16 protein-coding genes are annotated in these 24,533 nt (G+C 54.4%); 7 read left to right on the forward strand and 9 right to left on the reverse strand.

Going from position 1 to position 24,533, the window contains the following annotated elements; translation table 11 throughout:
• Window positions 1-96: 96 nt before the first annotated feature.
• Window positions 97-1,602 carry a hypothetical protein gene (locus IE099_RS02060; protein WP_189566877.1) on the reverse strand — a complete coding sequence of 502 codons (1,506 nt, stop codon included), beginning with the start codon at window positions 1,600-1,602 and terminating at the stop codon, window positions 97-99.
• Between the two features lie 107 nt (window positions 1,603-1,709).
• Complete coding sequence (locus IE099_RS02065; RefSeq protein WP_189566880.1) at window positions 1,710-2,468, reverse strand: PEP-CTERM sorting domain-containing protein; 759 nt, start codon at window positions 2,466-2,468, stop codon at window positions 1,710-1,712.
• A gap of 335 nt (window positions 2,469-2,803) precedes the next feature.
• On the opposite strand from IE099_RS02065, the gene IE099_RS02070 reads away from it, so the two are divergent.
• Genes IE099_RS02070 through ispF form a run of 3 tightly spaced genes read left to right on the forward strand, consistent with a single transcriptional unit; the run spans window position 2,804 to window position 4,473 of the window.
• Window positions 2,804-3,553, forward strand: a complete 750-nt coding sequence (locus tag IE099_RS02070) for an inositol monophosphatase family protein (RefSeq protein ID WP_189566882.1) — start codon at window positions 2,804-2,806, stop codon at window positions 3,551-3,553.
• Between the two features lie 13 nt (window positions 3,554-3,566).
• Window positions 3,567-3,965, forward strand: coding sequence for a hypothetical protein (locus IE099_RS02075; protein WP_189566884.1), 399 nt, complete (start codon window positions 3,567-3,569; stop codon window positions 3,963-3,965).
• Window positions 3,966-3,969: 4 nt separating this feature from the next.
• Window positions 3,970-4,473: a 2-C-methyl-D-erythritol 2,4-cyclodiphosphate synthase gene (ispF, locus tag IE099_RS02080; RefSeq protein WP_268244895.1), complete on the forward strand. Its 504-nt coding sequence runs from the start codon at window positions 3,970-3,972 to the stop codon at window positions 4,471-4,473.
• 65 nt (window positions 4,474-4,538) lie between these two features.
• Here the strand turns inward: ispF and IE099_RS02085 are convergent, their stop codons facing one another.
• Window positions 4,539-6,470: a fructose-bisphosphatase class III gene (locus tag IE099_RS02085; protein ID WP_189566886.1), complete on the reverse strand. Its 1,932-nt coding sequence runs from the start codon at window positions 6,468-6,470 to the stop codon at window positions 4,539-4,541.
• A gap of 199 nt (window positions 6,471-6,669) precedes the next feature.
• On the opposite strand from IE099_RS02085, the gene IE099_RS02090 reads away from it, so the two are divergent.
• The 4 genes from IE099_RS02090 to IE099_RS02105 all read left to right on the forward strand — a co-directional run bounded on the left by IE099_RS02090 (window position 6,670) and on the right by IE099_RS02105 (window position 13,019).
• A complete protein-coding gene (locus IE099_RS02090; RefSeq protein WP_189566888.1) occupies window positions 6,670-6,942 on the forward strand; it encodes a hypothetical protein in 273 nt (90 codons plus the stop codon).
• A 175-nt stretch (window positions 6,943-7,117) separates the two neighbouring features.
• Entirely contained in the window at window positions 7,118-8,623 is a 1,506-nt protein-coding gene (locus tag IE099_RS02095) for a hypothetical protein (RefSeq protein ID WP_189566890.1), read from the forward strand.
• Window positions 8,620-10,302 (forward strand): hypothetical protein, encoded by a 1,683-nt coding sequence (locus IE099_RS02100; RefSeq protein ID WP_189566892.1) that lies wholly within the window; start codon window positions 8,620-8,622, stop codon window positions 10,300-10,302. Before IE099_RS02095 ends, IE099_RS02100 begins: the two co-directional genes overlap by 4 nt.
• A gap of 209 nt (window positions 10,303-10,511) precedes the next feature.
• Window positions 10,512-13,019, forward strand: coding sequence for a CotH kinase family protein (locus tag IE099_RS02105; protein ID WP_189566894.1), 2,508 nt, complete (start codon window positions 10,512-10,514; stop codon window positions 13,017-13,019).
• A 56-nt stretch (window positions 13,020-13,075) separates the two neighbouring features.
• Here IE099_RS02105 and IE099_RS02110 read toward each other — a convergent pair whose 3' ends face one another.
• From IE099_RS02110 to IE099_RS02135, 6 genes are all read right to left on the reverse strand, one after another.
• On the reverse strand, window positions 13,076-14,182 hold the full coding sequence (locus tag IE099_RS02110) for a sialidase family protein (RefSeq protein WP_189566897.1): 1,107 nt from the start codon (window positions 14,180-14,182) through the stop codon (window positions 13,076-13,078).
• A gap of 147 nt (window positions 14,183-14,329) precedes the next feature.
• On the reverse strand, window positions 14,330-16,384 hold the full coding sequence (locus IE099_RS02115) for a serine/threonine protein kinase (RefSeq protein ID WP_189566899.1): 2,055 nt from the start codon (window positions 16,382-16,384) through the stop codon (window positions 14,330-14,332).
• Window positions 16,381-16,971, reverse strand: a complete 591-nt coding sequence (locus tag IE099_RS02120) for an RNA polymerase sigma factor (RefSeq protein ID WP_189566900.1) — start codon at window positions 16,969-16,971, stop codon at window positions 16,381-16,383. Before IE099_RS02120 ends, IE099_RS02115 begins: the two co-directional genes overlap by 4 nt.
• 171 nt (window positions 16,972-17,142) lie before the next feature.
• Complete coding sequence (locus tag IE099_RS20750; RefSeq protein WP_229809348.1) at window positions 17,143-20,754, reverse strand: sulfatase-like hydrolase/transferase; 3,612 nt, start codon at window positions 20,752-20,754, stop codon at window positions 17,143-17,145.
• 80 nt (window positions 20,755-20,834) lie between these two features.
• Window positions 20,835-23,219 carry a hypothetical protein gene (locus IE099_RS02130; RefSeq protein WP_189566901.1) on the reverse strand — a complete coding sequence of 795 codons (2,385 nt, stop codon included), beginning with the start codon at window positions 23,217-23,219 and terminating at the stop codon, window positions 20,835-20,837.
• 574 nt (window positions 23,220-23,793) lie between these two features.
• Complete coding sequence (locus tag IE099_RS02135) at window positions 23,794-24,522, reverse strand: PEP-CTERM sorting domain-containing protein (RefSeq protein ID WP_189566902.1); 729 nt, start codon at window positions 24,520-24,522, stop codon at window positions 23,794-23,796.
• Window positions 24,523-24,533 lie beyond the last annotated feature (11 nt).

Consider the following 24,533-nt stretch of genomic DNA (forward strand, 5'->3'; position numbering starts at 1 on the left):
CGAGTGAAGGCCGCCACTTCAAGTGCTAAATTTTCAGCATATGAAACGAAGAGCCTCCAAGGGTCAGAAGTTTATGGTCGAGAGCTGTCTCTCCGCCTAACGAGCCTCAACGCTCACGTCGTCGATATACCACCCGAGGAAATCGTTGGTCGGACCGCCATCTCCACTGAAGCGAAACTCAATACGGACAGCCTGCCCCAAAGCTTCAGCCGGCAACTCGATACCGGAGACAGTTTCCCAGTCAGTCTCGTTCACATCCATGTCTTCAGCCTGGAAGATGGCACCGGTCCCGATAACTTCCCCGGTGGTATCGCTAACGACATAGACCTCCGCAGTATCATCTGCCGGAAAGTCCATGTTTTGAGAGAAGCCAAGAGTCGCAGAAATCGTGAATCCGGTGAGATCGAGCACTGGCGTACTTAGGCACGTCGAAGTGCCAACTTCATAGAATCCTGCGCTCCCTGACTCCGGGGTGGAGGCATCGCCCAAGGAGGTTCCCCAGGCAGTCGTCCCACTGCTACCGCCCGCCACGACTCCCCCGGGTCCTTCCGAATCAGGAAGGCCGAATTCCCATGGCGACCCCGTCCCCTTGTTCGTCATCGTGAAACTGCCATCACTTGCTTCGAAGTCCGCTGTCAAAAGAACCGTGGGAGCCACTTCCTCCTCTCTCAAGGTGAAAAACCGTTGCTCGCCCGAGAGAGCGACTCCAACGAGACTGTTGCTTCCTGTCCCCGAAGCGGCGATATCCTCCAGAAGACCAGCGCCATCATCATGAACCAACCATTCCGAAGGTGGCGTGCTGAGATCAGTCGAACTCAAGAGGTCATATTGATATCCCGCAGTGCTTTCCCAAGAGAAGTCGAGCGCTCCTGCCACTTGACTCACGGAAAGAATAACAGGATCGACCGTATCTGCGGTAATCAGAATATTATCAAAGATATGGAAAGTCGGATTGCTGTTACCTGTGGGAGTATCGGGATTCCGTCGAATCATGAAATAGGCATCGTCAGTAAAGACAACCCCGTCAACCCCATCAGTGATGGTCACCCTCTCACCCAGCAGATACCCCCCGTTGTCAGTCCCATCCGAGGTATAAGTCGCCAGCGTCACTGGTTCTGTGAAAGCCGCATCTGCCGAATATTGGATCGCGATTGAGTAGGCGTGATCGTCATCCAGATTAACGTCGAACTCCATCACTACAGTATTGGCACCCAAGGTCGCGAGTGGCATCGGACTGTCCAATGTCGCCGCTCCCGTATTCGCTCGCACTCGCATTCCAGAGCCCCCATCCCCGCTCCCGAGCTGATCCCAACGCGCGTTGCTATTGACTGAGTCTCCGGCAGTGGCATTGAGAGAGCCCGAAACATCGCGCCAGCCAATACCGGCATTCACCGCGACGGCATCCTCCGAATCATAGCTCGTGCCAAGGGTTGCTCCCGGGCCGCCCGCCCCATCACCCCCAAGGGGATCGAGGCTGACTCCTTTCGCTTGAATGGGAATATCGGGAAGCCCTTCGAAGTCATCAAACTGGATCACGGTTTGGGCTGACGCACCCAAAGCGATTAGAAGAGTTGTGAACCCACCCACATAAATATGTTTCATATCCTATACTTGGAAATTTAAAAATCATGACCTCCCCAAAAGCCCGTCCGCGTAAAACCAACGGCTCGGCTCAAGAGAAAGTCTCAAAACATTCATCTACTCCCGCTCTATCGACGACGAAGCAAGAAGCCCAATGATGACAACCCGAACAGTATCCCTACGGAAGGCTCAGGCACCGCGGTGATGGAGATATTGTCAAACACGTGGAATGTGGAATTGCTGTTCCCAATTGCGTCGGAAGGATCGCGGCGAATCATAAAGTAGGCGTCATCAGTAAAGACGACTCCTGCCACTCCATCCGTAATCGTGACCGATTCGTTTTCCAAAAATCCACCATTGTCACTACCGTTGGAATTGTATGTCGCCAAAGTGATGGGCGAAGTAAACGCCGCATCAGCCGAATACTGAATCACGAGGGAATACTGACTGTTGTCGTCCAGATTGATATCGAACTCCATCACGACAGTCGGCAGGCCTATCGTCAGAAGCGGCATCGCACTATCCAACGTGGCAGCTCCCGTATTCGCCCTCACGCGCATGCCCGAACCTCCCCCGTTGCCCGCCTGATCCCACCGGGCATTTCCGTTGATCGTATCCCCTACCGTCGCAGTGAAAGTTGAGCCAGAGACATCCCGCCACCCGATCCCGCTGTTCACCGATGCGGCATCCGCTGGACCATAGTTCGTCCCATTCGAGCTCCCATTCCCTCCTGCTCCATCTCCTCCATTGGGGTCCAGGCTGATCCCTTTTGCTTGAACAGGGATGTCTGGAAGCCCCTCAAAATCATCGAATTGGATAAGAACAGCGGCAGAACTCACTTGGGAAAAAGTGAGCAGCATCGTCGGTATGAGTAGTTTTTCGACCATCGTAGTAGGAATACTGGTTGAGCTGGTGAGACAATTTTTCTGTCCCAGAGAGTCACTCCAGCAAATACCGTGCCTTATTTTTCACTTTCAACTCAGGTGGAGATAGGAACGCGCGCACCAGTTCCAACCACCCTTTCTTTATTTTCAGGCCTTTTCTCGCAAAGGTCTCTCCCCTGCAGAGTCTTGCATCGAGGGACTGGGCTTTGAAAATTGAACCTTGATAAAAACAAAGCCCCGACCTCGGAGAATCATGTTTCTCTGTTATTTGAGCGTCTGGAAGGCCGGCCCACTCCCCAGCCTTTTCAAAGAGATTCTCCCCTGATAGGACTCCGGCCGTGACTTATCTTGAGACCGCCATCAACGCCGCGCAGGAAGCCGGCCAACTGCTTCGTGACCACTTTCATCAGGACAAAAATGTCGATGAAGCCCAGCATCACGACCTGAAGCTCGAATTGGACCGCAAAGCTCAGGACTTGATCTTCGAACGAATCGCTGCCGAGTTTCCCGATCACGCCCTTTACGGCGAGGAAGGACTGGGGGGAAATCAGGAATCCGAGTTCCAGTGGATCGTGGACCCCATCGATGGCACCGTGAACTTCTTCTATGGCATTCCCCACTTTTGTGTCTCCATCGCTATGCGCCAGGGAGAAGATATCCTCGTCGGGGTCATTTATGATCCGATGACCGGGGAGCTCTGGACCGCCGAAAAGGACGGCGAAGTCCTCCTCAACGGCAAGCCCCTGAAGGTCAGCTCCCGCACCAAGCTGGAGGAAGCCATTGTCTTTATCGGCTGCGGCAAAGACGAAGAAGCGCTCAAGATTGGCCTCGAACGATTCCGCAAGGCCTCGCTCCGTTGCCGCAAGATGCGCATGATGGGTAGCGCGGCCCTCGGCATGGCCTATACCGCCAGCGGCCGACTGGATGCCTACGTGGAAAGTCGGATTTCTCTCTGGGACATCGCCGCAGGCAAGCTGATTCTCGAAATGGCGGGTGGCAGCTGTGAGCTAGTTCCCAATGCTGAAAACCCGGACATCTACGCCATCAAGGCCACCAACGGCCTCATCCCCATCGACGAAGTTCTCTAACAAAAGCAACCCCATGACCCTCCCTCCCACCTTTACCACCCAAAGCCTCGGCGAGCTGCAGCTGCAGGAAACCAGCTACCGGCCTACCAATCAGAATGCAAACCGCTTCCTCTTTGAGCCCGGCCACAACGTCAATCCCGTTGATTGGATCTCGCTCATCGATCGCAAGGTGCCCCACCTGAACAGCCAGTGGCCCAGCCTACTGGCGAGTGAAGCAGCCGAACTCAAAGCAGCCCTCCAAGGCATAGGCCAGAGCACTCTCAATGAGGAGGCCAAGCTCAAGCACATCACCCTCCATGGTGACGGGAACGCTCTCTTGCTGGTCAGTCTCTCAGCTTCGGAGGAAGGTCATCATTTGGAAATCGAGGTCAATGCTGACGACAAGGTCACAGCCATTAACGCGACCCGCTAGTTATATGAATTCTTCTTCACCCAACTGGATTCCCCTCGTCGGCACCGGCTACGACGTCCATCAGTTCGCCGAAGGGCGCAAGCTCATCCTTGGAGGGGTGGAAATCCCCCACACCCACGGACTGCAGGGACACTCTGATGCCGACGTGCTCTGCCACGCCATCGCGGATGCGATTTTAGGTGCAGTGGGCTTGCCTGACATTGGACATTACTTTCCACCCGGAGATCCCGACTGCAAAGATATCTCTTCCCTGAAAATTCTGGAAAAAGCCGCAAGCCTCGTCCGCGAACTTGGGGGACGACTTTGCAATGTGGATTCCGCCCTAGTGGCTGAAGCCCCCAAAGTCCTTCCTCATGCCGAAGCGATGAAAATCAACATTGGCCTCGCGCTGGGGCTTCCCCCCAAAAGGGTCGGAATCAAAGCCACCACCAATGAGACCATGGGCTTCGTCGGGCGGGGAGAAGGCATCGCCGCTCTGGCCAGTGCCAGTGTGATGATGCCGGATTGAAGTCATCATTGCGTCCCGGAACGTCCGGAACGGAAAGAACCAGCCGCCGAACCCAAAAAAATCACTCAGCTTTCCCTCACCTCTCCCGAGCGATAGGCTTGCAGGAGATTGTTGAGCGAACAAAGCTGGGCATGGATATCTTCGCTTTCGTGAGTGTCGGCAATCGTTCGCGATGGCTCATGAACCCGCAACTCGCGGAGCGAAGGAATCATGTCGTCCTGACATTCCAGAAAGTGTTCGATGGACTCAAAGTGCGAATGTTCCGCCAGGCGAATCCCATTTGGCCCCATCACCAGAGTGTAACCGTGGTCGCCGTAGGACTCGGAAAAAGCTCCATCGATCGTGACCGCGTTGCCACCGCGCTTCACCGGGTCCTCCCCTTTCTCAACCTTCACGGGCACATGGCCATTGACGATGAGAACGTCATCTCCCACCCCGAAAGCCCGTCCCACCCGCTTGCAGAACTCAGCATCATGGATTTTGTGGAAATACGGGTCCTTAACCTCCTTGTGGGTCTCCGGATCAGAGAGGAAGTAGCGCTCGAAAGTCGTCATCTTCTCCTTGCCAAACAGAGGCGAATCACCGTGAACCCATAGCCAATAGAAGTAGTCCAAATCCTGTGAAACGGTGTGCGCGCCCTCTCGGTAACAGCTTCTAACGACTTGTTCCAATTCTCGAAACAGGTCTCCCCCGCTCAACTTGGCATCCCCAATCTGGACCTCGCGGAAACTGCCGTCCTCATTCGTCGGCACACAGCCATGAAAGATCAGGGCCTCATCGCGACGCAACGAGAGACTTCCTTGCTTGACCAAGAACAGCATGTGTTCCCACAGGCGTTGACTGGAAATGAAAGACTCGCGCAGACGAGCGATACAGACCTTTTCGTCTTCCGATAGAGCGTAAGGGTCCTCGGGATTGATGGTGGGAAAGTAGTTATCGTTTAAGGTATGGGTCTTGCCATCCAGCGTAATCGTTCCGTTTTCCCAATCGATGAGATGCAAGTGACGCCTGTCCTCCATCTTCCACTCGGGATGGCGCTCGATCACCGGGCTCGCTAGTTTAAACTCCAGGATCGCAATCGCCTTATGCATCCTGGCAACCAACTCTTCATCCATAAAGTCCGAAGAACGCTTGGGATAAAAACTGGCGGCCGGGTCATCGCCATAGACAGTCTTGGCCAGCTTCGCCAAGGGCGAAAGGAGGATTCCGTAACCCTCCTCCAGCTGCCACAGACGAAGATACCGCAAAGAGATTCGCAAAACCGTCGCGATGAGAACTTCCGATCCCAGCGTCGCCCCCATCCACGTAACATCATGATTTCCCCAGGTGAAACTCACGTTGGGTTGATTCTTCAGGTAGTGAACAACGCGGTCCCCACGCTCCCCCCGATCAAACAAATCACCCGCCACGATGACCTCCGAAACAACCAAATTGCGCACCAGGCGGGAGGCCTCATGCAGCGCGACGATGTCCTGGTCGTAGTCAGCCAATGACTCGATCATGGAATCCACGTAGCCCGGATCACGGCGGAAAGAAACTTCATCCAGCAGCGCAATATAGAGGACCTTGAAGTCTTCATTCATCAGGCCTAACAACTCCTCCTTGGTCACCCTTTTCGCTAGCTTGCGCACAAGCCGAAACTGAAGACGTAGTAGCCGCTTGGTCTTCTTCTTGCGCCACTCGCGATCTTGCAACCGCTCCTGATAGGTACGCATCTTTTCGACTGGGTAATAGAGAAAGGCCAGGAGAATTTCCTTCTCCTCGGCAGTGAGTTCGTCCCCGAAAACCTCATTCACCAAGTTGCTCAAGCCACCAGAAGCATTGTTGATCACGTGCCGCAACTTCCGGTCGTCACCGTGAACATCACTAATGATATGGATCCGCCCCTTCGGCAGCGTCAGCTTCGCCTGTAACAACGAGATCTGCGACATCACGGAAGAGGCGCTGGGAAACTGGCGGGCAAGGAGGCTGAGCGTCGGACTGCAAACGTCTGGCATGCCTCCACCATGAGCATAAAGTGTCCCAATTTAAAATCCCGGAATAAGAAACGTTCCGTAACAAGGGGTGTGCTTCAAACTAACACTAACCTCCAAGCCTCCATTTGTCGAACTCAGCTCTCACCGTTCTCAAAAGATTCCCGCGTCATGACTGTAGACCTTTCTTGAATATCGGAGTCTGTCGAGGGACTCTCACAGTATGGCTACCGACCCGATGCACATTTACTATTCGAAGTGGCTTCCCCGTGCTCGCCGCCTTCTGGCTCCGAGCGGTCGGTTGACCGAGTTGGCCCACACCCTTTCAGCCAAGGATCAAATCCCTGCCGAAGATTGGCGCACGCGTCTCCGGCGCGTTCTGGACGGGCACGAGCAACCCGATACGGACCTCGTCTTTGAGGTGGAGCGCTTTGTTTGCCGCCCCCTCTCCGAACGCCCAGTCGAGCAGACTGAGGAGTTCGTCCTGGCCAGTTAACTTCCCTCGCCACTCACTCACCCTCATCAAAGGGTCGAAACCGCTTCTTTCTTCTACCGGAGAATAAAGAAGCTGAATTGTGCTTTTGCCTATCTGTCATCACTTTTGATGGCTAAGGGGTCTTTCGTCTGTTAGAGCTATCGACTGAAAATAGGTCATGGTGACCGTTTTTGACATGAAACGCTCTCCTCTCATCTTAGGACTCCTCTTTCTCGGCTCGGCCGCTGCAGGCTGGATCGCCAAGCCTGAATCAACGCAGCGGAAAGAGTCGGCGGACAGCACTCTCAGCCATGCGAGCAAAAGTTCATCGCGTCCCGCCGCCAGCCAGTCCATTCCGTCTGACATTGCTCGCCAGATCGAATCGGTGTCCTTCAGCAAGAGCCTGTCAGAGATTGCCGAGGAGCATCATCCTGGACGCCTCACCGAGCTGGCGCTGTGGCTTGCTGATGCGAATTCAGAAGAGATGGCCGAACTGTGGCGGGCCCTGCATCAAGCCGACAAGCTCGACTCCAGTAGCTACGACCTTTTCATGAGGCATTGGGCCAAAATCGATCCCCGGGGAGCCCTCGTGGTGGCCCGCGAAACCAACCATGAGCGAGTCGCGTGGTGGGCTTGGGGAAAGCACGAGCCCGAAAAAGCCTTTGCCGCCTGCCAAACGGAATCGCCCGAATTTCTATCCTTCACCTTGCGCGGTATTGGACAGGACTTCCCAGACCTAGCCCTGCGCCTCTTGGAAGAAAACCCGAATTTGGCCGACCATGCCGCCATCGAAGGAATTGCCCAAGGCATGGACGATGAAGACCCTCTGACCGCCTTGGAGTTCGCGGCTCGACATGGCAAGTCTTTTCAGGATCCGCTCAAGAGCCTCGTCCGTGCGGATCCGGCTGCGGCGCTGGAATGGATGAACTCCCACCCCCGGCGGAGCCATGAGATCTCAGAGGCCTTGCCAAAGTTAGTTGCCGAGCACACAGAACAAGTCCCCGAATTGTTGGCACAACTCCCCACCGGCCAAGTGCGAAAGAACTTAATTGAAGAATTCATCGCCCACATGGCAATGGACGACCCCACCCAGGCTATCGCTCTCATCGAAGAACAACCCGGGTCCGCAATCCGATCCAGCCTCTATGCCCAGTTGGCGACCCAGGCCAATGACCCGTCCAAGAGTCTTGAATTCGTCAATCGCACTCTGGAGGAAGTGAATCAATTGCCTGCTGAAGCCCAATACACCCATCACCTCGATAAAGCGCTACAGAAACTACTCTCGACCTCCCCTGACGAGACGATAGCCCTCCTGCAAAGCTACGAGAGCTTTGCCCTTGACCAAAGGGCAGTCGCCAGATGGACTATCAACGACCCCATTGCCGCCGCCACTTGGCTGGCAAGCCAACCTCCAAGTGACAATCGAGACCAGTACGCTGCCACCCTGGCCACAAACTTGCTTCGTCCAAACGATCCCTTTGCCCGTTACGATAGGGCTTCGGTCAACGCGGATTTTGCAGGCTCCCTCGCTTGGTCCGAATTCATCGAGCAAGAAGAGTTGAGAAGCCAAACGAGCCAATCCGTGATCACCAATTGGCTGAAACATCAACCCGAAGAAGCCGCTGAATATTTCTCCAATGACTCAGTCGACCCCATCAGTCACCAGATATTCGAAGCCCTGAAAGAAAGCCAAACAGAATGAAGCCCCTCCTTCTCATTGCCTGCTGCATCGGGACAGGGTTCGGCCTGGGCTGGGTCCTTAAGCCCTACGAGCCCGAGCCCCATCCCGTTACCCCCACTCCGACCAAATCCTCTCGCCCCGTTCGAAAAGACAGAGGAGACATCTCCCTCTACAGCAAGGCTCCCGATGACATTCGGAGCCGACTCCTCCAGCTCAACGCCTTGCCCACCGCCCGCGACCGGTATCGTGCTGCCTACGCGATGATTCACTCGCTCTCCGAGGAAGAGCTCAAGACTTGGCTTGACGGCAACTACAACGAGATCGAAGGGGACTTGGGGGGCTTTCTTTTCAATGCCCTGGTCGAACGCCTGCTCGTCGTCGATCCGGAATGGGTCAGCAATCTGGCCCTCGACAAGCGATTCAGCCACCTCACCTGCAGCCGAGTGCTCTCAACTTGGGCTGCTCTCGATCCAGAAGCCTCTCTCGCCTACGTTTCAGAAAGCAGTCGCTGGGACCAACAGGGCCATTTTCTCATCAACGTCCTAGAAACGATCGCCCGCAATGAACCCGACTTCTTACAGGCTCAACTCGACGGGCTCTTATCCCACGGACAGATATCGGAATATTATCTCGAACAAGCCTTCCAGATCTTGGCAGCCCACAACTCGGATCTCTTCTGGGAGAGTCAGCAGATTTGGCCTCCCAAGTATCAAAACAGAGCCCTCAAAGCCTTTGTCGCCAACAAATTTCACCAAGACTTCGAAGGAGCACTCGCTTGGGTTGAAGAAGCGCAACTTTCTGAAAAGAACGACCTCGTCTCCTTTAGCCAGCTCCTTTGGAAACATCCCGAGATTGCCTCGGACTATCTGGCACACTTTGACGAGCTGCCTTCATCCTGGCAACAAGACCATTACGCATGGAGGCGAGCAATCGAAACCCTCGCCAAAGAAGACTTACCCAAAGCTCTCGACTTTCTCTCTCAGAACGATTTCAAAAAACCTGAAAAAGTAGCTGAGTCTTATACCAAGCTCGCAGAAAAATATGGAAGCCAGATCATCGAAAGCATTCTCGAAAACAGCAATTTGAACGAAGAATCATTGAACCAAGCCCTTCGTCAAAGCTATCTCCAGCTCGCCGAGACCCAACCCGCCGAAGCGAGCAAATTTCTAGCTGCGATTGCGAGTGAAGAGGTTCGCCTGGAGGCCGTTGCCGAGTGGGAACCCCTACAGGAAAAAGCCAAGCTGCCATATCTTCCCAACCTCCCGACCTCCGAATGGCTTGCTACCGTCAGCCCTGTTCAGCTTGACGATGACTTTGCCTCTCAGATAGCAGGACTCCCCTCGCAAGAAGTCTCTGCATTGATCGCCAACTATCAATCTATCCAGGGAGAACGGAAGGAACACTTGAACAAGTTTTTGGCGGATCACTCTTATCACCTCCCGTTTGAACTGCGTGCGGCTTGGCTTGCAGAGACCCAGAGTTCTTCCAGTGTAAGCAACCACTTCAACTCTTTGGCCCAGCAATGGGCTGCCCACTCTCCTTTGGAAGCCGCCGCGTGGTTCGAAAGCCTCCCTCCCGAAAGCCAGAATGAGGGCATGGGTCAATCCATCCATCAGCTGTGGCGACAAATGAACGAAGAAGAAGCGGATGCGTGGGCCAACGAACATTTGCCCGCCTTGGAAAATCCTTCCTCCGACTGAATCCCTGGGGGAGGATAAAACCTTGGTCAGCCAAGAGGCTTGTCCGGCTTTACACACTCTTAATAGTTTAGGCGCGGATTCCGTATCATCGCTTTACGAGCTTCGCATTAGCTCTCGAGTCAGAAAGCTCGGCCCGGCCAGTGGGTAGAGCAATTGCCAGCGTCCTCTTTTTGAAAAAAGGCTCCTGGTCACTCACTCGCAAACCCAACATGACCACTCCCTCCTTTTCAGCCACCGGATTGTTCGCCTCTCTCGGAAAGACGATGATTCTCATCCCCCTGCTCGCCAGCCATCTTCTCCGTGCTGACTCTTCCTATTGGGAACACTCCGTGGTCGATGATGAGGCCGCGGCTTTCTTCGACGACAGCTATGTGCACGATCTCTATATTACGTTCGACAACTCCAATTGGCAGTCAGTCTTGGCGACCTCGCACGCCAACGACGCGGAGGACCCTTATTTCGAAGCCGATTTCTCCGCCGATGGAGTCACCATCGAAAATGTCGGGGTCCGCTTCAAAGGCAACTCCTCCTTCAACACCTCGAGCATCAAGAACTCGCTCAAGATTGATTTCGACGAGTTCGACCTGACCGAAACAGGGCCCACCTTCTTCGGGATGAAGAAGCTCAATCTCAACAACAACTACAACGACCCCACCCAGATGAGGGAAAAGTTGTTGATGGACTTTGCCTCCAACTTCGTCGAGGGAGTTGGTCGCACAGTCTACACCAATGTCTACGTCAACGGAGATTTGATCGGGCTCTACACCGCCGTTGAACAAATTGACAAGACCTTCGTGCAAAGCCGCTTTGGCAGCGATGAAGATGGCAATCTCTACAAAGGCTCGGCCTCCGACGACTTGGACAATCCCAGCGCGGACTTTGGCTCCGATCTCACTTACCTCGGCACCAATCAGACCGATTATGAGGACTTCTATCAGCTCAAGACCAACGAGACCGCTAACGATTACACCAACTTGATTGAGTTCATCGACGTGCTCAACAACACCTCGCCCGCGAATCTCCCGGCAGCGATTGAGCCTCTCCTCGATGTCCAGGACACCCTTGCCGCCATGGCGGTCGACAACCTGTTCGCCAATCTCGACTCCTACATCGGCGCGGCCCACAATTACTATCTCTACGAGTGCGACGACACCGGTCAGTTCGTCCACATCCTCTGGGACATGAACGAATCCTTCGGCACCTTTTCCCAGTTCACTTCGCGCAACCAGAGCATGATCAGCCTCAGCCCCTTTTGGGTTCCTGTGGCCAGTGGCCCTCCCGGCACAGCAGGGGAAGAACGTCCTTTGATGGAGAATCTCTGGGAAGTCGATGAGTATAGTCAGGACTACCTCTGGGACTTGGCTGAGATGCTGCGCTGCGGCTTCGATTACACCTCGGCCTCCGCGCGCATCAATGAACTCGCCGACCTCATCCGCTCCCACGTGGCGGCGGACCCTAACAAGCAGTTCACCAGCACCCAGTTCGAGACCAACTTGAACAGCAACATCACCAGCGGGAATCGGACTCTCTTCGGCCTCACCTCCTTCGTCAATTCACGGTCCAGCTATCTCAGCTCCATCTTGAACAGCTACGCCACCACCACTGACCTCCGTCTGAACGAACTGATGGTGAGCAACACCGCCACCAACCAAGACGAGGCCGGCGACTTCGCTCCCTGGGTCGAGGTCTATAATCTGGGACCCGGCCTGGTCACCCTTTCCGGCCTTTACCTCACCGACAGTGCCAGCAATCTCACCCAGTGGGCGATTCCCTCCACTTCGCTGGACGACGGCGAATTCCTAACCCTCTGGTTGGATGGCGAGACCAGTGAAGGCAGCTATCACGCAAACTTCTCGCCTAACAGCACCGGGGGATCTCTCTATCTCACCAACGGCTCCTCCATCATCGACACGCTCGTTTACAGTGTTCTGCCCAGCGACCAGACGTTAGCCCGCTTGCCCGATGGCGAAGGCGACTTTTCGGTAACGGACCAGCCCTCCTTTGGAACTGCGAACTTGGAAAGCACCCTTCCCGCCGCGCCCACTGGACTTTTCATCAATGAAATCATGGCCGACAACGAGACCACCATCGAAGACCCCGATCAGGAAGGCGCGTTCGAGGACTGGATCGAACTTTATAACTTCAGCAGCGAGACCATCGACCTCGGGGGAATGTATCTCACCGACGACGACACCGATCCCACCCAGTGGCAAATCGCGGAAGGCACCACCATCGCGCCAGGCGAGTATCTCGTCATCTGGACCGATGACGACCCCACCCAGGGCGACCTCCACACCACCTTTAAACTTTCCAGCGGAGGAGAAACCATCGCTCTCTATCACCTCGATGGCACGACCTTGATTGACTCCATCGTCTTTGCCGAACAGACCACCGATGTCTCCTATGGTCGCATTCCCGATGGAAGTGAAGACCTCGCCTTCATGACCACCCCGACCCCGGGAGCAAGCAATCAGGCTGATGCGGAGGAAGTCCTGGAAATCGTCGGTTCTCACGACGGCACGAGCTTCACCGTCACCTTCGAAAGCTCGACCAGCCTGGTCTACACCCTCTGGCGTTCCGCGGACTTGACCGAAGACTCCTGGGCAATGGTGTCGGGGCAATCCGCCATCCCCGGCAACGGAGGAACCGACACTCTAACAGACTCTTTTCTCTCCGGTGACGAGGCCTTCTACCGCGTCACTGCCGAGCTTCCCTAACCGAAAAAACTGGCAAGGAATCAAGCAAGCGGCTGCGGGAAAAGACAAAGGGATCTTTACTCAAAAACAGTGAACAAAATGGTTTCGTAAGGGTCCTTCTCTCCCGCCTCGTAGAGACATCCGATCTTTCCTTGCTCCATGGACACGAGATCCGAGTAGGCACTTGGGCCTTTGGTCAAAGTGATGATTTCAGACCAATCCTGGCCGCCATCCTTGGAACGGTAGGCTGTTAGATTCACCCGAGGGCCTTTACTGGATAGACTGGTGCTAATCAGCTCAAAGGGCTTGGCCCCATCCGCGCGCAAAGCAATGATGCTTCCTTGGCACTTGGGGTCGAGACGAGAGTCGTCATGCTCAAGAGGACTCCAAGTTTCCCCTCCGTCTTTGCTGAACCTGACCGCCCGCACTCCCTTGCGATGGGTTTGCATTCGAATATCTTGAATGAGGAGGTCGGGAGCCACCTCTGCAATCTGAGTCTCGCTCGCTCCAACCTCCGATGAGGAACCAATCTGCCAAGTCTCTCCTTTGTCGTCGGAGTAAAGGGAGTGACAGCGATACTCCCACTTCCGGTCGGTCCCTTCAAAGTGGATGCTATGATTCGCCGGAATCACAAAACGACCGGCATACTTTCCCGACTGAATCTGAATCGCGGAGCAAGGGCCCGTCGCATACCAACGCCACCCCTCCTTCTTCACCATCTTGGAAAGATTTCGGGGCTCGCTCCAGGTCAGGCCATCATCGTCAGAGTAGAGGGAGTAAACTTCGCGCGTTCCCTTCCCCGCCAGCACCGCGCCCTCACTCACCTCCGAACCACAATAGAAGAGGTGGAGCCGACCGGTCTCCTCGTCGACCAAGGGGCAGGGATTCCCCGCCTGATGCTTTCCCACATCCCGAATGACCTGCAAGTTCTGCCAACTCTTTCCCTGGTCCTCCGAGCGCCGCAGAACGATATCCACATCCCCGTGATCCTTCCGGTCTTCCCGCCCTTCCGCAAAGGCCAACAGCGTTCCCTTCTTCGATTGCACGATCGCCGGGATGCGGTAGGTGTGGTAGCCCTCCCCCGATTGATACACCGCTTCTGTAGTTGCGTCCGTCGTCGACGCGAACGCCACAAACATGGCCACCGAGACCGGAAGCACCTTCGAGAATAAATGTTGGATCATGATCAGCTTCAGAGGTCATTCAGGCCTTCAACTCCCCTCAGCCTTCAGAGGACTAGCTACGAGAACGAAGAAGAATTCTTTCTTCCCCCCTTCACCTAACAACGCCCGCTCGGCGATAGCGTTTGCTCTCGGATAAGAGCCCCCCGATCACTGATCCTGCATGAGAACGTGGGAAGGTCCCGCTACAATCTCGAAACTCACAGAACTCGTTACCCATTCTTGCAACAGCTCTGCCGAAAGATGATTGGGGTCGATCTTGACCGAGTTCAATGAGGGCAAGCTCAAGCTCTCTTCCAACCGGACGTTCGGGCACATCGTCAGGTCCAGTTTGGTGATACCGAGACCCTGCAATTGCGCGAGATCGAACTCCTCCTCTATCTCCAGAACCAATGAACGCGGTATCAGATAACGCAAAACACATTGTTCAGATCCTCCCGGATCCGCGATCAATCGAATCGCCCCTGCGGAACGGAGACGAAACGCTGAGCGTGACCGGAGCGCTTCCAACGCAATCACCTCCTCCCCCGGGTTGAGATATTTGACAAACTGCAGAACGACCCGTTCATAGGCCCGCTTCGACCCGCGCAAACTCGCGTCGTAGGAAAGGATGCGCTCCAAGATGGGGCTTTGCTCCAAATCGATCTCACCAGCTTCCTGAAGAAACTCGGTAAGCTCATCCAGAGAAGGACGCCGATAGCGGTCATAGTTGAATTCGGGAAAAGATTCCGCAAGTTGCACGTATGGGTAACGCAAACTGCCTTTCTCCAAAGGCTCCTTCAAAGCTTCTGCAAAATTGAGTTGAATGATGTTCAAGGCAAAGATTTGATACTTTGCCTTGTTCGAATCAGGATTGAGTGCGTAGGCATGATTCGCCAGCTCTTTAGCCTCACGAATACTCTTCATCGGAGTATCGAAGATGCCGCGATTCTTCAGACGATTCGTAGAAAAAATCAAGGATTCGGAAAGCGCCAATTGCTGCTCCTTGGATTTCGAGAGTGTTTCAAAGTATTTCTCATTCGCCAATTCAGCCTCAGAGGCATACTGGTCCGCGAGTTGCGATTGATTAAGAACTGATTGGCGCAACTCATTGACTCTCTCAATAAAGAGCGTGCTCAAAACCGTGAGCACAATCAACGAAAGGAAAGAAATGAGAACTGGAGTTCGGTTCCGGGAGGCAAACAGTCGAGCCTCCCGCAAAAAGTTGGGAGCCTCCGCGTCGGTGGAAAAGCCGTCCAAGTAACGCTGAATCTCTTCCTTCAGCTCGGAGACCGATCCGTAGCGGTCATCCGGATTCTTGGCCAAGGCCTTCAAGGTCACAGCTCCCAGGCTCGGGGGAACCTTCAATGAAGGATATTTTTCGCATGGGTCAGCAATCTCCGCATCGGTCGTCGCCGATAGCATGGAGTGATTGTCACCCGTGAAGGGAGCTTCTCCTGTTAGAATCGCGTGAAGAATACATCCCAAGGAAAAGATATCAGTTCGATGATCCTTCACTCCTCCACTCTTTACCTGTTCAGGAGCCATATACCCAGGCGACCCCTTGATCTCTCCCAGTAAAGTCATGTTGTCCCAAGCCTCGGTCGATGAGATCCCATCGAGCTCCTCCTCGACTTGGCTCACCAACTTGCCGAGCCCCCAATCACAAACCAGCACCTCTCCATAATCATCGGACTGAATATTGTCTGGCTTCAAGTCGAGGTGGATAATGTCCCGCGAATGGGCATAGGCCATCGCGTCACACACTTTCATGAAGTCTTGGAGCAAAGAGCGTCGACTGCGATTCTGGGCTGCAATGAGGTCGCCCAAAGTCGTGTTTCCCTTCAGATCCATCGTGAAGAAGGGTCGGCCGCTGGAATCAATTCCCACATCGTGGACATTGATGATGTTGGGGTGATTGAGCGACGAAGTCAGCCAAGCCTCATTGACGAAAAGATCATAGTATTCCGGCCCCCGGCCGTCTTTCAGTCGGGCCATAGCAACCCATCTCCGCGTCCGATTGTCAAAGGTTCGGTAAACGGCTTTGACTCCGCCCTTTCCCAATAGGGTCTGCTCTTCGTAACGGGTCTCAATCTCGGATAACTCCAGATAGGAAGGACAGAGCCCGGCCAATCCATCCCCCTCCAATTGGGTCGCCTCCTGATAGGCTTGGATCAGACGGTAGTCATTTTGAAAATCGTCCTGGTCCTCCACTGCTTTCATCATTCCAGCTCCGAGGCCAGGTTTCTAATTTCGAGATAGAGCCTCTTCTTCACCCGCTTCTTGAGGGTGTAGACTGTCGCCACGGTGAGGTTTGTTTTCTCCGCGATTTCCGCCGCAGAATGCCCGTCGAGGCCCAGCTCGAAGACCTCGATGGCTTGTCCTTGGAAAGATTCCTTCACCCGCTTCATTGCCAGACTTCCAATGTAGGCTGCCCACTCTTTCTCGATGATCTCTGCGATGTCCGGCGCCTTGAACTCCTGCTGCACTTCCGGGCCAGCGCTCACCGCATCCAGGCATCTTTTCTGGCTATACTGCTTCCGGAAGTAGCTGTTGGCCTTGTTTCGGATAATGGTGCTCAACCAAGTTCGAAAGCGGGCCCTGTCGCGATCGTATCGCGGCAAATCGCGGGTCAGCGCGATGAGAACCTGCTGAGTCAAATCCTCCAAATCATCGCGAGGCACCCCCAGTTGATGCAGCACACAGAGGATAAAGCGGTGATACTGCTGCGCGAATTGCTCCCACGCGTCTTCATCCTTCAAATCGGTCGCTCTTTGAAGCAGAGAATGACGAGTCTGGTTGTTGGTAGCCATGGAATCCGCAAATCGGCGCACTCCCCGCGAATGAGAAGGGATTGCGGGGATTTTCCCTATCAGGCTACTGAAAATCGGCCTCGTTGAAAGAAAATGTTTCCGTACAGCGCTGCGGCGTTGCGAGCCGCAGCCCGCAGCGGAAGAAACACGCTTTCCGAATCCAGCGCTTATTCAATAATCGACGGGTTCAATCCATTCCAGATCATCCCACCAGCCAGTATCATTCCCAACCGCAGACCCGGCCGTCGTTCGCCCGCGAGTGACGATGTCCGTGATTTTGGCCTCCAAGTCCTCGACTTTCGCCGGGTTGGCCGCCTTCACATCATTCGATTCGGTAGGATCGGTCGCCAGGTTGTAGAGCTCATAGCCGCTGCCCTCGTGCGGCATGATCAACTTCCAGTCCCCTTCTCGGATCGAGAAACGACCGCTGAAAGAATGGTGAATCATCGGTAGCCGAGACAGGCTGGCCGAATCGTCGCGTAGAACTTCAAAGAAGCTCACACTATCTTCACCGCTGTCATCATCCAGAGTGACCCCCAGCATTTCTGCACAGGTTGCAAGAAGGTCGGTTTGGCAGACTGGCCGGTCCCAACTCCGTCCCGGCGACTTGATTCCGGCAGGCCAACGCACCACGAAGGGGACGCGATGACCGCCCTCGTAGATATCCCTTTTTCCACCGCGATAGATACCCGCGCTATCGTGGTCATAAGTTGTGACCCGGGACTTATAGGTCGTCTCCGGACCATTGTCGCTGCTGACGATGACCATGGTATTGTTCGCCAACCCCTTTTCATCGAGAAACTTGAGAACATTTCCAATATGGTGATCGGTCTCCATCATAAAGTCGCCATAGGCCCCCGCATCACTGAGTCCCAGAAAGTCGCTGCGCGGAATGACTGGCTTGTGTGGAGAGGTGTAGGGAATGTAGATGAAGAACGGCTTGTTGGATTGCGCGTCCTCGACCTGTCCCGTCATCCACTCAATCGCTTCCTCGGTAAAGCGGGTCAGGCAAAGGACGTCGTCAAAGTCAGGGGCCGCTTCCAGCCCACTCGTCCGATTATAGGGAGGTGTAATGCGGTAGTCACTAAAGACCCCCGGCAGATTGTTCGCCTTTTTCGCAGTAAACTGGGTAGGATTCACCGCCGTATAACGACCCTCGATCCAAGCCAAGTAGCCAAAGTTCAAGGAAGCAGGAATCCCGTAAAAGTGATCAAATCCCACGTCGAGCGGCATATCCCGAATCGGTTGCGAGAAATCACGGTTTCCATTGGTGCCAGGAATATCCATCCCAAGGTGCCACTTCCCAACCATAGCGGTAGCGTAGCCCTGATCCTTCAGCAGAGAGGCCAAGGTGGTTCGGTCATTGGCAATCAGCGCCGGGTCGTCGGCCCCAATCACGTTTTGCTTCAACACTGTCCGCCAACAATATCGACCTGTTAGAAGACCATAACGGGACGGAGAACAAACGGTGTCCGACGAATGGCAGTCGGTAAAGTTGATCCCTTGCGCTGCCAAGAGGTCGAGGCTGGGAGTCGTGAATTTGGCAGCCTGATTGTTCGCCCCCATATCCCCGTATCCCTGGTCGTCGGTGTAGAATAGAATGATGTTCGGCCGCCCGGTGATCTCGGTGCGCGGCTTCACCTTCACGAACAGTTTCTCATGCTCATCACCAGCTTGATAGTGAGCTTCCTCGTAGTCCGAGTCGATTGGCGTGGCCGCATTTTCGGTTAGAAACCCAAGGAATGGTTGCCAGCTCTTTAGGTCGAGCGAAACCAACAGTTCGTAGCCAACCCCAGCCACGCGTTGCCGGCGGAAAGTCAGTTCCATTGAGGAATCAATTCCAATACTGGGAGAAGATGAGGCATCGCTAATCCCACTGCCAAAGGCTTGCTCGACAATGTTAGGAAAACCATCTCCGTCGCTATCATCCAATCCCGGCTGCGCCAAATTGCCGAAGACTGCGATCTCCAAGCTATCTAACAGACCGTCCTCATCACTGTCTTGTCCACTCGGAGTGATGGAAGCTTCCAAAGGGTTGGACAGCGCAGCCAGCTCGACCCCATCCTTGAAAGTGTCGTTATCACTATCGGCCAAGGTGGGATTGGTGCGAAAGATAACCAACTCTTCAAAGTCATTGAGAAAATCATCGTCGGAATCCGCGTCCAGGGGATTCGAGAGCACGGTGTTGACCTCTTGCCCATCGAGGAGGCCATCGTCATCAGAATCAGCGTCATTGGGATCGGTGAGAGTGTTCTGGACTTCCTCCCCATCCGACAAGCCATCTTCATCAGAGTCACTCTTCTGAGGAGAGGTCCCAGCCGTGTATTCAGCAAAGTTGCTCAACCCGTCCAAATCCATATCGGTATCGCGGTCGGAGGCATCATTGGGATTGAGACCGTTGGAAATCTCGTATTCATCAGGCAGGCCATCACCATCAAGGTCCGCACTACTGGCGATGACCAGTTGCACATTGCTCAACCCAACTCCATTGGACTCCAGTTCCTCAATGAAGACGGCAAATCCGAAGTTGTCTGTCGTCCCATTCACCCAGCCTCGAACGATGCTGGTCACGTCAGCAGAGACCGAAGCACCAGGAGGTAGCGCGGCAATATCGGGAATCAAGATCGTCCGGTCCACCGCATCATCTCTCCCCCAAGCGTGAAGGGGCAAACTCGTCGCGCCATCCCAAGCCCCGTTCGTCACTCGCCCAATCACAGCAGAGGCCCCACTATTGATGCTATTCAACTGAAAATCGTAGTCCGCAGTGAACGTGGCCGAAAAACCCGGAAGATTGACTTCCGCCGGAGAGAGTCCGCTGACATCGAAATGGAGAAACGAACTCACCCGCCGATCTACCTCAGATGCATTTCTTCTTTCCCGCAGGTAAAAGTCAGAATCAGCAGGATCATCACCGCTCACCACGACTGACGCTCCGGTAGTGGCGGGACTTTGTGCATCTGTGGTGAAGATGACAGTTGGCGTCAACACCGCGGAACCAGCAGGATCCCCATGGATAGCCAGAGAAGACAATTTCACAATAGTCCCTGCTTCATTGGCCTGCTGATAGGTCATTCCAGTAAAGATGGAATCATCATCGGTGAGAGTCGCGTAATCGAAGCCGACAGGCCAAGAGCCGCTGGCATCGACCGATCCCTCGATCCCCGTGAGGCAAACTTCCCAGCCCTCGGACTGAAAAAGAAAATCGACCTCGTATCCGTCCTGAAGACTAACAAGTGAATAGCTCCCAAGCGGAGCCATCACAACTTCATTTCCACTGGCGTTGTCGTAGACCAAGTGAATCCCACCCGCGAGAAATCGGATCCCAAGGGCCCAACCATCTGCCCCCCCTGCCAACTCTGAATTATTCCAAAGCTGAGTCCGATTTCCGGTCAGGCCTACCCAGTGACCGTTGTGGGTTGGCCCGCCATCAGCGTCCACAATGCTATCGACTGTAATGGAAAAGGTGAGAAGAGAATAGTCTTCCCCAGGAAATGCTTCGTCGCTCACACAGCCCACCGTCCCGCTGGAAGCCACATCGATCGTCATTCGGGCCTCCCCCGTTGGATTGTCCCAGGAAGGATTGCCCACCGAGTTGGAGATCAGGCTAAAGTCTTCCCGCAATCCATCGGCGACTCCGTTGAAGGAGACATCAAAGATCACTTCGCTAGCTGACGAAATCCCAGCGGCGGGAGCAGGAATCGGACTTACCGCGAGCGCCAGCAAGAGTCCGCAACGCCAAGAAAGAGGCAGCGGCAATTTTTCAGCAAAAGATATAACCATCATTAGGAAGGAGGAATTTCATTAGAGAAAAGCTAGGACCCCAAGAAGGGATCCCAGCTCGAGAAAAAAGACCATTTCACCCCTCAATCCATCACCTCTTCCAGACGGTAGAAGGCATCGGGATTGGTCGCCGCTGGGTCTGAATAGATTTCGGTGCTGGTAGTAGCCGCACGAGGACCATCGACCACAGTCGGGAAACCATCATCAAGGGTCGTCGAGCGAACCAATTGATAAGAAGCCGAAGGCGTCAGATTCTCGAAAGTAATATCGAAGGCCGCCCCGTTGAACTCAAGGTCCGCCACCGCAATGCCAAGAGGAGGTCCGGAGGTGGTCAGGTCGTCGGTCTGCCGAACTTGGATAAAGTTGATGACATTTGCGCCAACGCCACTGGTATCAGCCCCAGAATTATACTGATTGATCTCAAAGCTCTGCACAGAAGCCACCGCAGTGAACGACCCAGTGAACAAAATCGCGGGATTGGCAGGGCCACCAAACACCGAGTTTGTGGCTCCCACTGGATCTTCCAACACCTCTCCCCCAACTCCGTCAATGGTGAAAAAGCGTCCCGGAATCGACCCCGTATTGCGATCATCCGCACGCCCCACCTGAATCACGTAGGGCAATCCGGGCGTGAGACCGAAGACGCTCACCGTGGAGTCCGAGGAGGCAGTCCAAATGGTTTCCAATAACGGACTCATGACCGGATCCTCATCGTCATAGAAGTTGCCCGCTCCCGCATTGGTCGTGATCAAAGTCGCAAAGTTCTCAGCGCTTTTGAACGTGGTATTATCGATGGCGTTGGCAAAAGGAATCCCGTTCACCGTAGCCTCCTGACCATTCAAGTTCTCAGCAAGCACAAGGGGCCCATTGGTGATGAGGTCATATTGACTGCTCAGCTCACTCACGCTCCAGGTGATAGTCGCCAAAGTCGGCACCGACAATTCATCATCAGGATTCGATCCCGCCGCCAGCTCCACACTGTCCCAGAAGCCATCGAAATCCATATCCGCCACGAGTGGATCGGTCGTACTGGTTTCCGAGGCTTCCAGACCGTCCGTCAAGTTATCGCCGTCGGAGTCGAGGTCATTGGGGTCGGTGCCCACATCATTGATCTCCACCCCATCGGATAAATTATCATCATCCGAATCAGGGTCGTTGGGATCGGTCTCGAAGAACACTTCGTCGTAATTGACCAGTCCATCCATATCCGGATCTCCGTCAGCACCGTTGACTCCATCCGCATCCGTAGGATCCAAGTTGTTCGCGACTTCGTAGGCATCTGTTAGCAACCCATCGGTTCCCGCATCGTCATCAGTGTCGCCCACCAAAGGATTGGTGACCACACTCGTGGGAGAACCTCCCGGGGGAGTGATGGTCAGATTGAAAAGCTCATCCCCATCGGAAAGCCCGTCCCCATCGGTATCTGCCAGCAAAGGATTGGTCGCCAGCCCCGGCACCCCTTCAGCGGCCACCCCCGGTAAATCTGAGCGATAGGGATTGAAGGTTCCGTCAATCTCATCACCATCCAGTAGGGTATCATCATCGGAATCACTGTCCTGAGGATCGGTCCCGGCATTGAACTCCTCCAGGTTCGTGAGTCCATCGGGCCCGCCGTTGGCGTCATTGTCGAGAGCCGCATCATTGGCATTGGGATCCAGATTGTTGGCAACCTCATAGTAGTCGGGCATTCCATCGTTGTCGGTATCGGTCTGATCCACCTGCTCCACCTTGATACTAGCAAAGTCGATGGTCTGCCCCTGTTGAATCGATCCTGAAACCCGCATCGTGCTGAGCAGGTCTTCGAACGTGATCGAGAGGTCCTCCCAAGTTCCCGATGTTCCCGTTATGGCAGTTCCGGTATCATCCAACAATCCATCGATATCAACGTCCCACTCGGTTGCGGAAAGTGTAATCCGAACAGTAAAACCATCCACCATGGAAGCAGTTGACGCAACGCCCAGGCCGCCCCCGTCAAAAAACTGTTCCCCCACTCCCGCGCCTCCATGAGCGATGCGAACATTCCTCGGAGTCGTTCTTCCTTGAAAATTAAGTCCGAAAACCGGGCCCGTATTGTTCCAGAGATTGGCCCCCACATTCTCTCCTGCAGCTCCAGCTTGCACCCCGAAGAACATGCCGTTGTAATTCAAACCTCCCGAGGCGGATTCAATCTCGAAGGTCATCACAATCAAATCACTCCCGACGGAGGTAAAGTCCACCAGCGTATCGGAGACAGCACAGGTAGCATTAGTTCCTCCCCCATTGGTCACAATGCCGTCGACCTGATTCCAATTGGCACCGCTGACCGTCGAATCATGATTGGTCAGCATGCTGAAAGTTTCATTCGTATCGTTCGCTACCCCATCAAAGGTGGCGTCGATCAATATTGTCTGACCTTGGGATAGGCCTGCCAGCGCTCCCAGTGCGAACAGGAATGCTAGATTTGCCGGGGCTATTGATTTTGGTTTCATGGTTTTGTTTTAATTTTGAAAAGAATTCTGAGAGTTGTCCGGGCTACCAAAAGACCGCAAAGCTCCCGCGCCTGAACAGGCAATGAGCCCCCGCAAGTGGCTCTCCTTCCGGACTCGACTTGCCTCTCAACTGCGCAATCGAATGCGAAAGGGCTGAACCGAGACCCGTTGCTTGGCTTCCGCACGAAACAGAAGAGAGATGAGTTTTGAGCACTTTGGAAAAATCCTATTATCCCTACTTGTTCGCTCGGCCAATCGAGTTTGGGACACAAAAAGAATAAAAACTCTATCCCACTCATACCAAGAGAGATGAAGCCAAGAGCGGCTTTCCACAGGGGTCATTACCGCCGGAAAAGACGCAAAATAGCAGGGATGGATACCGGGTTCACCTAAAAGCATCTATCACAAACAACACTAAATACTTAAAAAGATAGCCCCATCCCTCGGTCGACGAACATTCGTCCAGCAATCGAAGCACGCTAATCCCTGAGCCCGTTGCGAACGGGAACCAGGCGCTGAACGTGAGGAAGCGTTCGAAGAACTTTTTCTCAATCGCTCAAACGAGCGACCGCCCCTACCGCCGACGGCGGATCAGAGGAACCAGCCCTAATGCGAGCAGAGCAAGGGAAGATGGTTCAGGCACGGTATTGATGACGAGTTCAGGATTACTAAATGCCGCTCCCTGGGCCTCCAACTCATCGATGAATAGAACCAATCCATAGTTGGAAAACGAACCATCGACCCAACCAGTTACCACATCAGTCACATCAACGGTCAAATCGTTGGCCGGAGCGGCGGCGGGAATATTGGCGATGAGAATCTGGGTATTCTGCGCAATGGTCGTATTGGTTCCTTCGTCGAAGCCCCAATCGTGGAGAGGGTAGTCCGTGCCGGAAGTCGAGTCCCAGCCATCACCGGAAGCAACCCGCCCAACGATCGCGGGAGCGGCGTTGCTAGATGACAAATTGTTGAGCCGTTCGATGTAATCAATGCGGAAGATGGCCTCGAATCCAGGAGCGGTTACATCCGCTATAGTGAGAGTGGAAACGTTGAATTGAAAAAACGTGCTGATCTGCCGGTCCGATTGGCCTGTCGAGCGTCGCTCCCGGATGAAGTAGTCACCTCCCGAATCTTGCAGCACTCCAGTCACATTGAGACTCCCAATACTCGTGGCACTGCCGTCATCCGTTACCGAGACCGCATCTGTGGGGGTCAAAACGGTTACTGCTCCAGCAGCGGATTGAGTAAAAGGAAGCGCCAGGAAGGTCCCGGTTAGGAGAAGGTGGAATGGAGTAGTTTTCATGGATTTTTTTG

Origin of the sequence: Roseibacillus persicicus (assembly GCF_014651675.1) — a bacterium.
Classification (GTDB): domain Bacteria; phylum Verrucomicrobiota; class Verrucomicrobiia; order Verrucomicrobiales; family Akkermansiaceae; genus Roseibacillus; species Roseibacillus persicicus.

Bases quoted from the DNA above. Each gene is read 5' to 3' on its own strand.
- IE099_RS02060 (WP_189566877.1), bottom strand. From the start codon at position 1,602: ATGAAACATATTTATGTGGGTGGGTTCACAACTCTTCTAATCGCTTTG.
- IE099_RS02065 (WP_189566880.1), bottom strand. From the start codon at position 2,468: ATGGTCGAAAAACTACTCATACCGACGATGCTGCTCACTTTTTCCCAA.
- IE099_RS02075 (WP_189566884.1), top strand. From the start codon at position 3,567: ATGACCCTCCCTCCCACCTTTACCACCCAAAGCCTCGGCGAGCTGCAG.
- ispF (WP_268244895.1), top strand. From the start codon at position 3,970: ATGAATTCTTCTTCACCCAACTGGATTCCCCTCGTCGGCACCGGCTAC.
- IE099_RS02085 (WP_189566886.1), bottom strand. From the start codon at position 6,470: ATGCCAGACGTTTGCAGTCCGACGCTCAGCCTCCTTGCCCGCCAGTTT.
- IE099_RS02090 (WP_189566888.1), top strand. From the start codon at position 6,670: ATGGCTACCGACCCGATGCACATTTACTATTCGAAGTGGCTTCCCCGT.
- IE099_RS02095 (WP_189566890.1), top strand. From the start codon at position 7,118: ATGAAACGCTCTCCTCTCATCTTAGGACTCCTCTTTCTCGGCTCGGCC.
- IE099_RS02100 (WP_189566892.1), top strand. From the start codon at position 8,620: ATGAAGCCCCTCCTTCTCATTGCCTGCTGCATCGGGACAGGGTTCGGC.
- IE099_RS02105 (WP_189566894.1), top strand. From the start codon at position 10,512: ATGACCACTCCCTCCTTTTCAGCCACCGGATTGTTCGCCTCTCTCGGA.
- IE099_RS02110 (WP_189566897.1), bottom strand. From the start codon at position 14,182: ATGATCCAACATTTATTCTCGAAGGTGCTTCCGGTCTCGGTGGCCATG.
- IE099_RS02115 (WP_189566899.1), bottom strand. From the start codon at position 16,384: ATGATGAAAGCAGTGGAGGACCAGGACGATTTTCAAAATGACTACCGT.
- IE099_RS02120 (WP_189566900.1), bottom strand. From the start codon at position 16,971: ATGGCTACCAACAACCAGACTCGTCATTCTCTGCTTCAAAGAGCGACC.
- IE099_RS20750 (WP_229809348.1), bottom strand. From the start codon at position 20,754: ATGATGGTTATATCTTTTGCTGAAAAATTGCCGCTGCCTCTTTCTTGG.
- IE099_RS02130 (WP_189566901.1), bottom strand. From the start codon at position 23,219: ATGAAACCAAAATCAATAGCCCCGGCAAATCTAGCATTCCTGTTCGCA.
- IE099_RS02135 (WP_189566902.1), bottom strand. From the start codon at position 24,522: ATGAAAACTACTCCATTCCACCTTCTCCTAACCGGGACCTTCCTGGCG.